Source organism: Pseudoduganella sp. RAF19 (genome assembly GCF_052114165.1).
Taxonomy (GTDB): domain Bacteria; phylum Pseudomonadota; class Gammaproteobacteria; order Burkholderiales; family Burkholderiaceae_D; genus Rugamonas.
Map to the genome: position 1 here is coordinate 15,995 of NZ_JBFREF010000003.1, position 14,290 is coordinate 30,284.

At 62.3% G+C, this 14,290-nt stretch carries 11 protein-coding genes; 2 read left to right on the top strand and 9 right to left on the bottom strand.

What is annotated here, in order from left to right; all coding sequences use genetic code 11:
• Window positions 1-8 precede the first annotated feature (8 nt).
• Window positions 9-1,415, bottom strand: a complete 1,407-nt coding sequence (locus tag AB4Z19_RS08015) for an efflux transporter outer membrane subunit (protein ID WP_442023887.1) — start codon at window positions 1,413-1,415, stop codon at window positions 9-11.
• Between the two features lie 197 nt (window positions 1,416-1,612).
• On the opposite strand from AB4Z19_RS08015, the gene AB4Z19_RS08020 reads away from it, so the two are divergent.
• Complete coding sequence (locus tag AB4Z19_RS08020) at window positions 1,613-3,013, top strand: DUF1800 domain-containing protein (protein WP_442034943.1); 1,401 nt, start codon at window positions 1,613-1,615, stop codon at window positions 3,011-3,013.
• A 4-nt stretch (window positions 3,014-3,017) separates the two neighbouring features.
• Window positions 3,018-4,262, top strand: a complete 1,245-nt coding sequence (locus AB4Z19_RS08025) for a DUF1501 domain-containing protein (protein ID WP_442034945.1) — start codon at window positions 3,018-3,020, stop codon at window positions 4,260-4,262.
• A 193-nt stretch (window positions 4,263-4,455) separates the two neighbouring features.
• Here the strand turns inward: AB4Z19_RS08025 and AB4Z19_RS08030 are convergent, their stop codons facing one another.
• The 8 genes from AB4Z19_RS08030 to AB4Z19_RS08065 all read right to left on the bottom strand — a co-directional run bounded on the left by AB4Z19_RS08030 (window position 4,456) and on the right by AB4Z19_RS08065 (window position 14,183).
• The gene (locus AB4Z19_RS08030; RefSeq protein ID WP_442021953.1) at window positions 4,456-5,268 is read right to left on the bottom strand and encodes a response regulator; all 813 of its coding nucleotides are present in this window, start codon (window positions 5,266-5,268) and stop codon (window positions 4,456-4,458) included.
• 22 nt (window positions 5,269-5,290) lie between these two features.
• Window positions 5,291-6,649 (bottom strand): hybrid sensor histidine kinase/response regulator, encoded by a 1,359-nt coding sequence (locus tag AB4Z19_RS08035; RefSeq protein ID WP_442021955.1) that lies wholly within the window; start codon window positions 6,647-6,649, stop codon window positions 5,291-5,293.
• A 94-nt stretch (window positions 6,650-6,743) separates the two neighbouring features.
• Complete coding sequence (locus AB4Z19_RS08040; protein ID WP_442021957.1) at window positions 6,744-7,466, bottom strand: 2OG-Fe dioxygenase family protein; 723 nt, start codon at window positions 7,464-7,466, stop codon at window positions 6,744-6,746.
• Between the two features lie 20 nt (window positions 7,467-7,486).
• Window positions 7,487-9,466, bottom strand: a complete 1,980-nt coding sequence (locus AB4Z19_RS08045; RefSeq protein WP_442021959.1) for a TonB-dependent receptor — start codon at window positions 9,464-9,466, stop codon at window positions 7,487-7,489.
• Between the two features lie 103 nt (window positions 9,467-9,569).
• On the bottom strand, window positions 9,570-10,043 hold the full coding sequence (locus AB4Z19_RS08050; protein WP_442021961.1) for a DUF6702 family protein: 474 nt from the start codon (window positions 10,041-10,043) through the stop codon (window positions 9,570-9,572).
• Entirely contained in the window at window positions 10,043-12,421 is a 2,379-nt protein-coding gene (locus tag AB4Z19_RS08055) for a M1 family metallopeptidase (protein ID WP_442021963.1), read from the bottom strand. Before AB4Z19_RS08055 ends, AB4Z19_RS08050 begins: the two co-directional genes overlap by 1 nt.
• Before the next feature lie 216 nt (window positions 12,422-12,637).
• Entirely contained in the window at window positions 12,638-13,645 is a 1,008-nt protein-coding gene (locus tag AB4Z19_RS08060) for an alpha/beta hydrolase (protein WP_442021965.1), read from the bottom strand.
• Window positions 13,646-13,724: 79 nt separating this feature from the next.
• Window positions 13,725-14,183, bottom strand: a complete 459-nt coding sequence (locus AB4Z19_RS08065) for a MarR family winged helix-turn-helix transcriptional regulator (RefSeq protein WP_442021967.1) — start codon at window positions 14,181-14,183, stop codon at window positions 13,725-13,727.
• Window positions 14,184-14,290: the final 107 nt, after the last annotated feature.

Below are 14,290 nucleotides of genomic sequence, written 5' to 3' on the forward strand. Positions count from 1 at the left end.
ATCCATTGTTATTGTGTCGCTGCCGGGGCGGTCCAGCCGCCGCCTGCTGCGCGGTACAGGGCAATCCATGCGGCGCTGCGTTCGCGCTGCAGATTCACCACCGTGTTTTCCGCCGCCAGCCGGGTGCGGCGGGCGTCTTCCAGTTCGAGCAGGCTGGCGAGGCCGTTGTTGTAGCGGTCCTCGGTGGCCTGGAAGAAGCTGCGGTAGCCATCCAGTGCAGCCTGTGCATCATCGGTACGTTCCTGGGTGCTGTGCAAGGTAACCAGCGCCTGTTCCACTTCGCTGACTGCCTGGCGCACGCCGGCCTGGTAGCGGCTCACGGCGGCGTCGTAGCGGGCGCGCGCCGCATCGACATTGACTCCGCGCGTACCGGCGTCGAAGATGGGCAGCACCATTTGCACCGGGCCAATCTGCCAGGCGTTGGCTGTGACGCTTTGTCCCTCCGCGCGGATATTGCCGCGGCCAATGAAGCCGGACAGCGTCAGTTGCGGGAAGCGTTGCGCCCGCGCGCCGGCCACTTCAAAGCTGGCCGCTGCCACTTCATTCTGCGCGGTGAAGACATCGGGACGCTGGGCCAGCAGCTGCGCCGGCACGGCATCGATGGTGACGCCGGACGAAGGCGCCAGCGGCGCGGCCGTCGCGTTCTCGGCCAGCTTTTCGCGCAGCTGGGCTTCGGGGATGGCAGTCAGGGCCACCAGCACTTTCACATCGATTTCGCAGGCGGCGCGCTGGGCCACGGCGCGATTGTTGCCGTCGGCCGCGCTGGCGCGCGCCAGCGCGTTGTTGGATGGCGACTGGAAGCCGGCTTGCGTGGAAATCGCCGTCAACCGCGCAGTATGCGCGCGCGACGCGGCATCCAGCCTGGTCACCGTCAGCAGGCGTTCGCAGGCGCGCAGGCCGTAATACTGGTTGGCCGTTTCGGCCGCCACGGCGACGCGCGCTTCGTGCCAGCCGGCGTGGGCGCTGTCCAGGCGGGCCTGGGCGGCATTGCGCCGCGCACGCACGCCGCCGAACAAGTCGATTTCCCATTGGGTCTGCAACAGCGCCTGGCTGGTGGTGTTGGTCGGGACATTGGCCTGTTGCTGGCTCATACGCGTAGACGTCAGCACTCCGTTCAGATTGGGCACCAGCGCGGCCCCGGCGGCCACGCGCTCGGCGCGGGCCTGCGCAATGCGCGCGCCCGCGGCAGCGACATCCGGACTGGCCGCCTGTGCCGCTTCGATCAGCTGCACCAGCAGCGGGTCGCCCTGGCCCTGCCACCAGTTCGATAATTCGCTCATGCTGCCGTGATGGGGCAGCGGCGCCTGCCAGACAGGCGGCGCGTTGGACGCGACCTTGGTCGCCGGCCCCTGCACGCCGCAAGCGCACAGCGTCAATGCTGCCGCCGCGGCCAATGTGCGCTGGAGTCTCTTCATTCTTTCTTTCTACCGAACTTTTTCGTTAACTTATCTATTTGTTATAGCGTCCAAATTTACAAAAAGTTGAGGTGAATGAACATTTAATCATAATAATCAAGTATTTAACATCCTGATACAAACGAAACAAAGCAGTCTTTGGCAGCACGCAACAGCCGGGGTATAAAGAAAACACCGAATAAACTGGGGAAAACATCATGGAACGCTGGATTCTGGCCGCCGCGATCGGCGCGTCGGCGGTGCTGCTGCCGGCTGCGCAGGCCGAGCCGCTGAAGGGCGAACAGGCCGCCCTGCATGTGCTGAACCGCCTGGCGTATGGCCCAAGGCCTGGCGATATCGAGCGCGTGGCGCAGATCGGCGTGCAGCGCTACATCGATGAGCAATTGAATCCGCCGCCGCTGCCGGCCGCGCTGGCGCAGCGCCTCGACGGGCTGCAAACTCAGAAGCTGACGGCGGGCCAGGCGCTGGAGGAATTCCAGGAAGTGCGGGCCGAGGCCAAGAAGGACAAGGACGAGGCCAAGGACATGCGGCGCGAGACGATCGGCAAGCTGGCCGCCGAAACCGCCGAGGCCCGCCTGTTACGCGCCATCGAGAGTCCGCGCCAGCTGGAAGAGGTGATGGTCGATTTCTGGTTCAATCACTTCAACGTATTCCAGGGCAAGGGCCAGGACCGCGTGCTCATTTCCAGTTATGAGCGCGATGCGGTCCGCCCACACGTCTTCGGCAAGTTCCGCGACCTGCTGGAGGCGACAGCCAAGCATCCGGCCATGCTGTTCTACCTTGATAACTGGGTGTCCAAAGCCGGTGGCCTGAACGAAAACTATGCCCGCGAGCTGATGGAGCTGCACACGCTGGGCGTGGACAATGGCTATACCCAGAAGGACGTCACCGAGCTGGCGCGCATGCTGACCGGCTGGACTTACGCGCCGCGCCGCCTGGTCAACCGCAATGAGACATTCGTGTTCGATCCGAAGCGCCACGACAATGGCCAGAAGGTCTGGCTTGGGCTGCCGGTGAAAGCGCGCGGCGAAGCGGAAGGCGAATATGCGCTGGACGTGCTGGCCGTGCATCCCGCCACGGCGCGTCATATCAGCACCCAGCTGGCGCAATACTTTGTGGCCGACGTGCCGCCGCAGGCACTGGTCGAGCGCATGGCAGCCACCTGGCGCGACACGGGCGGCGATATCCGCGCCGTGCTGCGCACCATGTTCACCAGCCCTGAGTTCATGGATTCGGCGGTGGCCGGCGCCAAGTTCAAGACGCCATACCAGTTTGTGGTGTCCGCCGCGCGCGCCAGCGGCGCGCCTGTGACGGACGTGAAGCCGCTGCTGGGCACGCTGAACCGCCTCGGCCAGCCACTGTATGGCTGCCAGACGCCGGACGGCTACAAGAATACGCAGGATGCCTGGCTCAATCCCGACGCGCTGAGCCGCCGCATCGCCTTTGCCACTTCGCTGGCGCCGAACACCGATCCGCAGATGGTGCAGACGGCGCTGGGCGCATGCGTGTCGCCGCGTACCGCTGCGATGGTGGCATCCAGCCCCGACAAACTGCGCGCCGCCATGCTGCTGGGCGGACCCGATTTCATGCAGAGGTAATCATATGGACCGCCGATACTTCCTGAATACCCTGGCCGCAGGCGCTGGCCTGATGGTGCCGCTGGGCCGCAGCGCCTGGGCCGCGACCATGGCTGATAAATCCGCTCCCACCCAGCGCAAACTGATTGTCGTCATGCTGCGCGGTGCGGTGGACGGCATGAACGTGGTGGCGCCGGTGGCCGATCCCGAATATGCACGCCTGCGTCCGAATATCGCTTTGGCGCATGCGGGCTCCGAGGGTGGTGCGCTGGATCTCGATGGCTACTTCGGCCTGCATCCCGCCCTGGCGCCGCTGATGCCGCTGTGGCAGCAGAAGAAGCTGGCCTTCGTCCACGCCAGCGGTTCGCCGGACGCCAGCCGCTCGCACTTCGACGCGCAGGACTATATGGAGTCCGCCACGCCGGGCGTGAAGAGCACGCAGGATGGCTGGATGAACCGTCTGCTGGCGCAGTTGCCGGGCGAGTCTACGCCGACCCGCGCTCTGAGCATCGGGCCTGTGATGCCGCGCATCCTCAGCGGGCATGCGGCCGCAATGAATCTGGCCAATGGCGCGGCGGGCGTGAAGAATAATGTGCTGGACCGCCCGGCGCTGGCCAATGCTTTCGACCAGCTGTATATGGGCCACGAACGCTTCGGCAAGGCTTATCTCGATGGCCGCGATGCGCATCGCGAAGTGATGGTCGCTGCGACCAATAATCCGATGATGGCCGAGATGCAGATGGCCGATGGCGGTGCGCCGCTGCCCAACGGCTTCCCGGATGACGCCTCGCGCCTCGCCACGCTGATGCGCAACGATCCCAATATCCAGCTGGCTTTCTTTGCTCTGGGCGGCTGGGATACGCACGCTAACCAGGGCGCTGGTTCCGGCCAGCTGGCGAATCGCCTGGCGCCGCTGGGGCAGGGCCTGGCCGTGCTGGCGCAGCGCCTTGGGCCGATGTTCGACGATACGGTGATCGTGGTGATGTCCGAATTCGGCCGCACTGCGCGCGAGAACGGCAACAAGGGCACGGACCACGGCCACGGTAACGCGATGTGGCTGCTGGGCGGTAAGGTCAACGGCGGCAAAGTCCACGGCGACTGGCGCGGCCTGGCCGACAACCAGCTCAACGAAGGCCGCGATTTGCCTGTGACGACCGATTTCCGGCGCGTGCTGGCGCAGGTCGGGGAGCGTCACCTGCGGCTGTCCGACGCGGCACTCGGCAAGAGCTTCCCCAGCCTGCCATCCGGCGCGCCGCTCAACCTTATTTGAACCCACGGCGCAAAACCTGGTGGCTGCCACATCGTGGCAGCCACCTGCTGTCTGCCGTGGGTTTAAAAAAAAGCCCGCGGCGCTTTTAGCGCGGCGGGCTAAGTCCAAATGTTCTGTGAACGCTTGGAGGAGACGTTTCCAATATAGTACCGGGTATGTTGCACTGCAATACCGTAGAACTACTGTATCGCTCCTACTGCACCAGAGAAGATTCGATGGCGGCGACCAATTGCTGTGGTTCGATTGGGTGAGAGAGCAGCAGAGGAGATTTCCCACGGCCATTACTCAGTTGTGAAACATCGTCATCATCATCCGGACGGATCACAATGACCGGCGCCGCGGGAACTTTGTGCAGCGCATCGGCGAGGAAGGAAGTGCGTCCATCTTCGTACAACCCCAGATCGCACAGCACCAGATCGAAGGCTTGCTGGGCCACCGCCTGCACCTGGTCCGGTGTCGTCGCGATCGTCACCCCATAACCGGTATGGGCCAGGATGCTGGCTGCCAGGCCGGCATTTTCCGGCGCGGCATCCAATAAAAGAATGTTTGCACGTGGACGCGCACCATTGTGCGTGGCGGAGGGCGCCGGCGCAGTAGCGCCATCGTTCAAGCCGGGCGCGCTGACCGACGAGCGCAAGGCCGCCGGCAGCCAGGCCTCCAAAGAGGGCAGCAGCACGTCCGGTTCCAGCGATTTGGGCAAACAGCCGCTGAACCCTGCGCGGCGCAGGGACGCGCAGCCGTCCGTCACCGGCACCGCGCTGGCCGCGAGAATCGGGATGTCGCGCGTGACGGGATCGGCGCGCAATGCGGCCAGCACGCCATAGCCATCGAGGCGCGGCAAATGCAGATCGCACAGAATCAGGTCCGGACGCTCCTCTCGGGCCATCACCACACCGCGCTCGCCGTCGAAGGCTTGCAACGGCACGTGGCCGAAGGCCGACAGCAAGTACACCAGCAAATCCATATTGGCCTGGTTGTCTTCGATAATCAGGATGCGTGCCGCCATCTTGCCTCCGCCGCGCGGGCGCTCAATGCTGCTGTTTGGATTTGAGGGCCAGGGTGAAGGTGCTGCCCTTGCCGAAATCGCTGCTGAAGAACAGGGAGCCGCCCAGCAGGTTGGCGAGATTCTGGCTTAAGTACAGCCCAAGTCCGGCGCCCTCGGCATGGCGGGTCGAGGTCGCATCGAGCTGGGAGAAAGCCTGGAACAGCTTGGCCTGGTCCTCTTCGCGGATGCCCTGGCCACTGTCGGCCACGCTGAATTCCGTGATCACGGCGCCATCATCATGACGCTGCTTCAGGCTCAGTTTGACCTGGCCTTTTTCCGTGAACTTGATGGCGTTGTTGGCGAGGTTGATCAGGATCTGGGTCAGGGCGCGGCGGTCGGTGTTCAGGTTGATCGGCTCGGACACCATTTCCACTTCCAGACTCAGGCCTTTTTGCGCGGCCAGTGGACGCAGTGTGTCCGCTACCTCGTTCATCAGGGACTGTGCCTGCACCGGCTCCAGCGACAAGGTCACCTTGCCGGCTTCGATCTTGGCCACATCGAGAATATCGTTAATCAGCGAGAGCAGATGGCGCGCGCTGGACCGGATGGTGGTCAGCTGACGGTCCTGTTCATCGGTCAGCGGGCCGGGAAGCTTCATCAGCAGTGCACCGGTAAAGCCGATGATGGCGTTCAACGGCGTGCGCAGTTCGTGCGACATATTGGCGATGAAGGCCGACTTCATGCGGCTCGCTTCCGCCAGCTCCAGGTTCTTCATCGCGATTTCGCGGTTGATGGTTTCCAGCTCGCCGGCGTGATGGGCCAGACGCATATTCAGCTCGATCACCTGGCGCTCGCGCGCCTGCAGCTCGCTGTTCACCTGCACGGCCTGTTCGTAGGTCGAGATCAGCAGGTCAAGGATCTGCTGGCGTTCCGCGTTGATGAAGTGCTTCTGGTCGCCCAGATAGAGGGCGATGCCGACCTCCATGCTGGAGTTCTTGCGCAGCTTCTGATTCACCAGCATCTGTCCGATGCGGTTCAGCAGATAGTCTTCCGCATACGGTTTACGGATAAAGTTATCGGCGCCGCATTCGATGCCGCGGATGATGTCTTTGGGGTCAGTCAGCGAGGTCACCAGAATTACCGGGATATCGCGCATCTTCGGGTCGGACTTGATGGCGCGGCATAACTCGTAGCCGTCCATTTCGGGCATCACAATGTCGGACAGGACCAGGTGAGGCTTGCGTTCGCGGATCTCGGCCAGCGCGTATTTGCCGTTGGCGGCCACGCGGGCGCCATAGCGCATGGACTGGATCAGGCGGCGCAGTCGCTCGGCCTGGGTCGGGCTGTCCTCGACGATGAGGATCTCAATCTCATCTGGGGCTATCTCGTAGGTCGAGTCCACTCACCACCTCCATGCTGGTTGGATGGTGAGACTATACCGGATTCTTGCCTCTTGCGGAGCAGCTACGGCGGATCGATGATCCGCCCTACGAGGCTCAGTCACCCTGGAAGCTGTTGGCGCGGTATGTGAGGACCAGCGTATCTCTGTGGCCATGGGCCGCCAGCGGCTGAATCGGAGTGGATTCATGGATAACAGTTGCGTCATCGAGCAGCAGCAGGGTCCACGGCTCGGTCATGGTGAAGCGCTTGCCGTTAGGGCCATCGGCTTCAAAGATGCGTGTCTCGCCGCCCTTGATGCCCTCGCGGCCGATCAGGATCACTGCGACCCAATCGACGCCATCGCGATGCGCGCCTTCCGGCGTCGGGCGGCCGATGCCGTCCGTGGTATCGATGCGGAACTGGTGGGTTTCAACAAACCATGGATGCGTGCCACGCACCTTGGTGCACTCGCGGCCCAGCGCCGTCACCAGTTTCTGCCAACCCGCCTGCGCCACGGTTGATGCTTCAACCGGCTCGAACATGCGGCGCATGCCGCCGTGCAGGGCGTTGTATTCGACCGGTTGCCAGTGGGCGCGGTGTGCGGTTTGCGTGAGCGTGTCGCCATCCTGTACGAAGCAGGAGTGGCGGCGGCGGCGATAGCGGCCGCCGTCTTTCAGGTAATTGTCCGGCGCCAGCTGGTCCCAGCTTGGCTTGAGTGCATCCAGGTCGGCCAGGGTGCAGCCGGCCAGCGTGGCCACATCGGCAGGCGAGAGCAGGGCATAACCGGCATCGCGCAAGGAGGCGGTCAGCTCCGCCAGCGGGGTGAAGATAGGTGTCATCCACCTATTGTACGACGCACTCAGAATGTGTGTGTGAGGCTCACCCGGAAGGACCGCGACTCCAGCGGGTGGAAGTGGATGTCGTCATGCGCTTCGGCTTCATTGCGCAGGCGCGAGGTGTAGAAGTAGTCGATCGCCGAATCGCGGCGGTTGGCGAGGTTGAAACCTTCCAGTTCGACTTGCGTGGCCTTGCTGAATTTATAGGCGATGCGGCCGTTCAGCGTGGCGCTGCCTTTCGATCGCACGCTATTGTCTTCGATGAGTGGACGCGGGCCGAAATAGCGCAGGCGCAGGGCGCCGGACCACGGGCCTTGCGGCGTGATGGTCAGCGCCAGTTGGGCTACACCTTCCACTGCGCCGGGAATGTAGTCGCCCTCCGCTGCGCGCTCGCGGTAGCGTCCGCGTGCGTAGGCGAGATCGGCGTCGAAGGACAGCCATTTGAGCGGCTTCCAATAGTTGGAGAATTCAATGCCGTAGCGCCGGCTCGGGCGGCCAGCTTCCGTGGTGCCGGCATCGCCGAGGAAGACCAGTTCCGAATCGAAGTCCAGACGGTACAGCGATACCACGGTTTGCAGGCCCTTGATTGCCTCGCTGCGCATGCCCAGTTCAAAGCCGCGCGAGCGCGCCAGCGGCGTGGCGGGATCGGTCCTGGCGACCACGCCGCGCGCATCGTTGCTGTGGAAGCCGCTGCCTGCGTTGGCGTAGAACTCGGTGTTGGCCCACGGTCCGAAGATGAAGTTCAGGCTGGGGCTGAGCATCGTGTCGCTTGCCGCGCCGCTGTTCTCAACTTCGTTTGACTTGACGCGGAAGCGGTAATGGTCGGCGCGCACGCCGCCCATCATACGCACGGTTGGCGTCAGGCGGATCTGCTGTTCGATGTAGAGCGCCACGCTGGACTCGGTGATGTGGTCTTCGCGCGTGACCTCCAGCGTCTGCCGCGCCTTGGTGTGCTGCAGGCCGTTGAAGATATTGTCGTTCTGCGCCTGCAGGCCGATGGTGGTCTGCCAGGCCATGTCTTCCTCATGGCCGTGAATGGTGTGGCTGGCGTTCAGGCCACTGGTCACGCGGCGGTCCGGCTGGGCGAACTGGTCGCCATTGACCGGATCATCGAGGAAGTAGGTGAAGTCCGAAAACAGCGACAGGCGGTTGTTGATCACGTAGGCGTTGGCCTGCGTGTTGCTTTCATCGCTGGTGCGGCGCCAGTTGGCGGACAGGCTGTAACGGCGAGCGCTGCCGCCGTCGGTGGGATCGATGGCGTCGAAGCGGCCCAGTGAACCATCCTGCACGGCGCGCAGCGGGATCTGGTCGGTCGAGTTCCAGTCTCCACGGTAGGCCATGGCCGTGATGCTGTAGCCGTTGTTGGCATATCCCTGGCTATAGCGCAGCACGGCGTTCAGCTTGCGGTAATTGTCGCCATTCGTGAAAGGACCGTCGTTGTGCAGGGCTTCCAGCGCGTACAGCAGGCTGCCATCACCTTGCTCCTGCGATCCTGCAACGAGGCCGCGGGCGTAGCCGTTCTGGCCACCCGTGATGCTGACCTCATTGCGGATCAGCCGGTTGGCATAGACCAGCGAAGTCGCGCCGGCCGATGCGAAGTCGCCTTCAGCGGCGGAGTAGGGGCCTTTCTTGTAATCGAGCCGGGCTGCCAGTTCGGGTATGACGAAATTCAGATCGGTCCAGCCCTGGCCATGCGCGTGGCTGCGCTCATTGACCGGCATCCCGTCCACGGTGGTGCGCAGGTCGGTGCCGTGATCGAGGTTGAAGCCGCGCAGGTAGAACTGATTGGCTTTGCCTTCGCCGCTGTGCTGGCTGACCACCAGGCCTGGCGTGGCCTCCAGCAGCTCGCCGGGACGATACACGGTGCGCGCATCCAGCTGGCTTTGCGAGACGGTGCCGGCGCTGGCCGAGTCGGCGATGCCGATCTGGCTGGCGCGCGAGCCTTCGACCAAGACGCGCTGCAGGAAAGGATCGTCGGCATGTGCTGGCGCGCAGGCCAGCATCAGGCAAGTCCAAACTACCGGGGCAGGCCCGGAGCGGCGGACCCGGGTGCGCGGCTGTCCCTGGCCCGGGTCTGACCCTTTGGGTCTGACCCCGGGGTTAGGGTCAAGGCAGCTGCTGCTCATTGCGCTGCGTGGTAAAGACGAGCGTTTGTCCGTCGAAGTTGACGGTATTGACCTGAGTAGGCAGGAAGTCGCTCATCACCGCGTCGCGCAGCACAGCGCCGTGCGGCAGTGGCGTCTTTTCGATTTCCTGATAGACGATGATGTTATCAGCCTTGGCATCGACGCCTACCCATTGCACGGGCAGGCGCTTGCCGTTGGCGGTGATGCTGAACTGTTTTTCGATATAGCGTCGGAACACGGCCTGATCCTCCTCCAGTCCAAGATCGAAAGGACGCTGATAGAGATTCATCAGCAGCGCTTCCACATCATGTGCCGTGTAAGTATGGACGATTTCCGTGCTGCCCGTATGGGCATTGAAACTGATTTCGGTCAAGCCCATGTGATAATTGTGGGCCTGTGCGGCGGCGCCGAAGGAAATCAGCGCCGCCACGAGGACGGCTTTGAAAAGACGCATTACTTCTGATCGAGTTCGGCCTTGGCTTTGGTGTCCTTGCCGTTCTTCAGGGGAGTATTAAAGTCCTTCATCATATCATCCGGACGCTTGGCCTTGAACAGCTCCACGCGCGACGGGGTCACGCGGCGCGGCCAGGCGTTGTTGCTCTGGTCGATATCCGCGGTTTCCCAGCGCGGGTCCTGCACCATGGACACCATCGGCTCGTCGGTCACGATCAGTTTCGTGATCTTCTTAGGCGAATAGCGCCACACTTCGGCTGGAATGCGCTCGATGTACTTCTTGCCCGATTTCAGTTCGATCTCCAGGATCAGCGGCGTGACCAGGCCGCCGAGGTTGGAGAAGTCGACCAGGTACAGGTGCTTACCCTGGGCCAGCAGGTCTTTCTCCCACTGTTCCATGTCGTCCATCTTCTCGGCGTACTTGTTGCGGTCCTTGTTGGTGACCGTGAAGTCGTCGTGCTCGTTGTAGAAGTCCTTCAGCTCAGGATGCGCGTCAACGCGGCGCGGCAGGGTGCCCTTGTTGCGCTCATCGGTGATGCTGATCGGCTCTTCATCATGGCGCGCCTTCTTCCATGCTTTCTCCGTTTCCGGATTCATGGTGCCGACGCCGTACTCGGTGATGCCGTCGATGCTCACGTCCACCGCGTCGGTGGTGTAGAACCAGCCGCGCCAGAACCAGTCAAGGTCGGTGCCGGAAGCGTCTTCCATGGTGCGGAAGAAGTCAGCCGGAGTCGGGCGCTTGAACTTCCAGCGGCGTGCATATTCGCGGAAGGCGTAGTCGAACAGTTCGCGGCCCAGGATGGTTTCGCGCAGGATGTTCAGCGCGGTCGCAGGCTTGGCGTAAGCGTTGTTACCGAACTGGATGACCGACTCGGAGTTGGTCATGATCGGCACCTGGTTCTTGGAACGCATGTACTCCACGATATTGCGTGGATCGCCGCGGGTGGCAGGGTAGTTCTCTTCCCATGCCTGCTCGGCCAGGTACTGCACGAAGGTGTTCAGGCCCTCGTCCATCCAGGTCCACTGGCGCTCGTCGCTGTTGACGATCATCGGGAAGTAGTTGTGGCCCACTTCGTGGATCACCACGCCGACCAGGCCGTACTTGGCGCGCTTGGAATAGGTGATCTCGCCGGTCTTCTTATCCTTGGTAGGACGAGGACCGTTAAACGAAATCATCGGATACTCCATGCCCCCCACTGGACCGTTCACCGAAATCGCGGTCGGATATGGATAGTCGAAGCTGTACTTGTTGTACTCGTTGATGGTGTGGATGATGGCCTGGGTGGAGAACTTCTCCCACAGCGGATTGCCTTCCTTCGGATAGAAGGACATCGCCATCACATTGGTGCCATCCTTCTTGAAGCCCTGTGCATCCCAGATGAACTTACGCGAAGACGCCCATGCGAAGTCGCGCACATTCTTGGCCTTGAAGTGCCAGGTCTTGGTGGCTTTGCTGACCGACTTCTCGGCCGCTTCAGCTTCCGACTGGGTGACGATGACCACCGGCTTGTCCGAAGTGCGGGCCTTGGCCAGGCGATCGCGCTGGGCCGCGCTCAGCACATCGTTCGGATTCTGCAGCTCGCCGGTAGCGGCCACCACGTGGTCGGCCGGTACGGTAACGCTCACATCGTAGTCGCCGAATTCCAGCGTGAATTCGCCGGAGCCCAGGAACTGCTTATGCTGCCAGCCGGTAACGTCGTAGTAGGCGGCCATGCGCGGGAACCACTGGGCCACTTCGAACAGCGTGTTCTTGTCTTCCTCGAAGTATTCGTAGCCGGAGCGGCCGCCGAGCACCTTCTGCTCATTGATCTTGTAGTTCCAGTCCACGCCGAAGACGAAGCGCTCGCCCGGCTTCAGCGGAGTAGGCAGGTCGATGCGCATCATGGTGCGGTTGATGGTGTACTTCAGGGCGCCGCCGCTGGCGTTCTTCACCGCGGTGATCTTGAAGCCGCCGTCGAAGTCGCGCGTGAGAATATTGCGCATGCCTTCGAACTTCATGCCTTCTTCTTCCGTGCGCGCCTTGGCCCATGCTTCGCGCGAAGGCGCGGTCATCATCATGCGGGCATCGGAATCGGGCTTGAAGATATTCTGGTCAAGCTGGACCCACAGGTAGGTCAGCGTGTCGGGCGAATTGTTGTGGTAAGTGATGGTTTCCGTGCCGGTGATGGCGCGGTTGGCCTCATCGAGCGAGGCGCGGATGGTGTAGTCCGCGCGCTGCTGCCAGTAAGCGTGGCCAGGCGCGCCGGAAGCGGTGCGGTACTGGTTGGCGGTCGGCAGAATTTCGTCGAGCTGGCGGAATTTATCGTCAAACGGATCGGCTGCGGTGGCTGCGGAAGCGGCGAACCACAAAGCCGCCAAACTGAAAAGCGTGCGCTTCATTGAATCCCCTTATTTGTCCCATTGTTATAAGAAAATGCCGGGGTATTCTACGACTAGCTCAGGCGCTGGCCGATCAATTCATTTGTAAAAATCCTGATACATGGCAACTGTCCGCGGACGTCCGCCCGGACAGTGCTTGGGGTCAGGCGCTAAATGCGACATGGGCTCGCTTGGCAAGCGGGCTCATGTTGCATTTGGCGCCTGACCCCAAAAAAGTTATTTCAGGCGGTAGGCGAGTTCGGTGCCGACGGCGCGCAGGGCGCCTTGGACGGCGGGGACTTTGGCCAGCGGATTCAGTAGGCCGTAGTCGTGGATCATGCCGTTGTAGCGCGTTGCCGTAACTTCAACACCAGCCGCCGACAGCTTGCGGGCGTAGGCTTCACCTTCGTCACGCAGCACGTCGAACTCGGCAGTCTGCACCAGCGCCGGTGGCAGGCCTTTCAGCTGTTCCACGGATGCCTGCAGCGGCGAGGCGTAGATTTCCTTGCGCGCCGATGCATCGGTGGTGTACGCATCCCAGAACCATTTCATCGCGTTGCGGGTGAGGAAATAGCCGCTCTGGAATTGCTGGTAGGAGCCGGTTTCGAAGGCGGCGTCGGTCACAGGCCACAGCAGGATCTGGGCGCGCAATTTCGGGCCGTGCTCGTTCTTGGCTTTCAGCGCCACCACCGCTGCCATATTGCCGCCGACGCTGTTGCCGGCCACGGCCAGACGGGCGCCGTCAACATTGATTTCTTTGCCATGCGCAGCCACCCACTTGGTCGCGCCGTAAGCCTGGTTGATTGCTACGCCATAGCCCGCTTCAGGGGACGGGGTGTAGTCGACAAAGACCGCTGCTGCGCCGGAGTCCACCACCAGGTCGCGCACCAGCCGCTCATGGGTGGGGAAATCGCCCAGAATCCAGCCGCCGCCGTGGAAGAACATGAACACCGGCAGAGTGCCCTTGGCGCCAGCCGGACGCACAATGTGCAGCTTCACATCCTTGCCATCTACTTTAATAGTCTTCTCGGAGACATCCGCCTTCGGCAGCTTGGCGCCTTTCTGTGCGCCCACCAGTACCTGGCGCGCGTCCTGCGGCGTCAGGGTTTCCAGGCCAGGCGCGTTTTCGATCGCTTTCAGGAAGCCGGCAGTGGTCGGTTCCACGCCGGTCAGGTCAGCGGCAAAAGCGCCGGTCACGGAAACGGTCAGGGCAGAGGCAACGGCGAAGGTTTTCAGGCTTTTCATTTTGAGCTCCTTGAGATTGTTTGCTATTAAATAGTGCACTACTTATTTGGGACGCCTTAACGGCGCGAAACATGCTGCGTCAGACATTCTTCATCAGGTTGTCACGCAGGCCGCCCAGTTCGTTTTTCAGGCGGACCACAGTGTCCAGGTTGCAGCCACTTGCGTTGAGTACGCACTCGGGCAGAGCGGCAGCCTCATCGCTCATCGCCCGGCCCTGCGGCGTGAGCGAGATGATGACCTGGCGCTCATCGTCCGGGCAACGGTTTCGGCTGATCAGCTCGGCTTGCTCCATCCGCTTCAGGAGCGGAGTGAGGGTGGCCGAATCGAGGAACAGCTTTTCGCCCAGCGCGGACACGGTCTGCTCATCCTGCTCCCACAGCACCATCATGACGAGGTACTGCGAGTAGGTCAGCCCCAGCTTGCGCAGGAGCTTACGGTAGAGCTTGTTCATGGCCAGCGAGGTCGAGTACAGCGCAAAGCACAGCTGCTGGTCGAGCCGCGGTACCTGATGCAGAGGATTGTGTGTCTTGGTGTCCATGGAAAGCAGTATATATAGTGTGCGATCTAATTGCAAGCTATTTCTCCCGGGACCGTTTTCGCTTGCGTCATGTGGCCGATTTGGCTATGGTTAAAGTGCCCGCACGC

Excerpts from the sequence above, each read along its gene's own strand:
- AB4Z19_RS08015 (WP_442023887.1), bottom strand. The coding sequence starts at position 1,415 with ATGAAGAGACTCCAGCGCACATTGGCCGCGGCGGCAGCATTGACGCTG.
- AB4Z19_RS08020 (WP_442034943.1), top strand. The coding sequence starts at position 1,613 with ATGGAACGCTGGATTCTGGCCGCCGCGATCGGCGCGTCGGCGGTGCTG.
- AB4Z19_RS08025 (WP_442034945.1), top strand. The coding sequence starts at position 3,018 with ATGGACCGCCGATACTTCCTGAATACCCTGGCCGCAGGCGCTGGCCTG.
- AB4Z19_RS08030 (WP_442021953.1), bottom strand. The coding sequence starts at position 5,268 with ATGGCGGCACGCATCCTGATTATCGAAGACAACCAGGCCAATATGGAT.
- AB4Z19_RS08040 (WP_442021957.1), bottom strand. The coding sequence starts at position 7,466 with ATGACACCTATCTTCACCCCGCTGGCGGAGCTGACCGCCTCCTTGCGC.
- AB4Z19_RS08045 (WP_442021959.1), bottom strand. The coding sequence starts at position 9,466 with ATGCTGGCCTGCGCGCCAGCACATGCCGACGATCCTTTCCTGCAGCGC.
- AB4Z19_RS08050 (WP_442021961.1), bottom strand. The coding sequence starts at position 10,043 with ATGCGTCTTTTCAAAGCCGTCCTCGTGGCGGCGCTGATTTCCTTCGGC.
- AB4Z19_RS08055 (WP_442021963.1), bottom strand. The coding sequence starts at position 12,421 with ATGAAGCGCACGCTTTTCAGTTTGGCGGCTTTGTGGTTCGCCGCTTCC.
- AB4Z19_RS08060 (WP_442021965.1), bottom strand. The coding sequence starts at position 13,645 with ATGAAAAGCCTGAAAACCTTCGCCGTTGCCTCTGCCCTGACCGTTTCC.
- AB4Z19_RS08065 (WP_442021967.1), bottom strand. The coding sequence starts at position 14,183 with ATGGACACCAAGACACACAATCCTCTGCATCAGGTACCGCGGCTCGAC.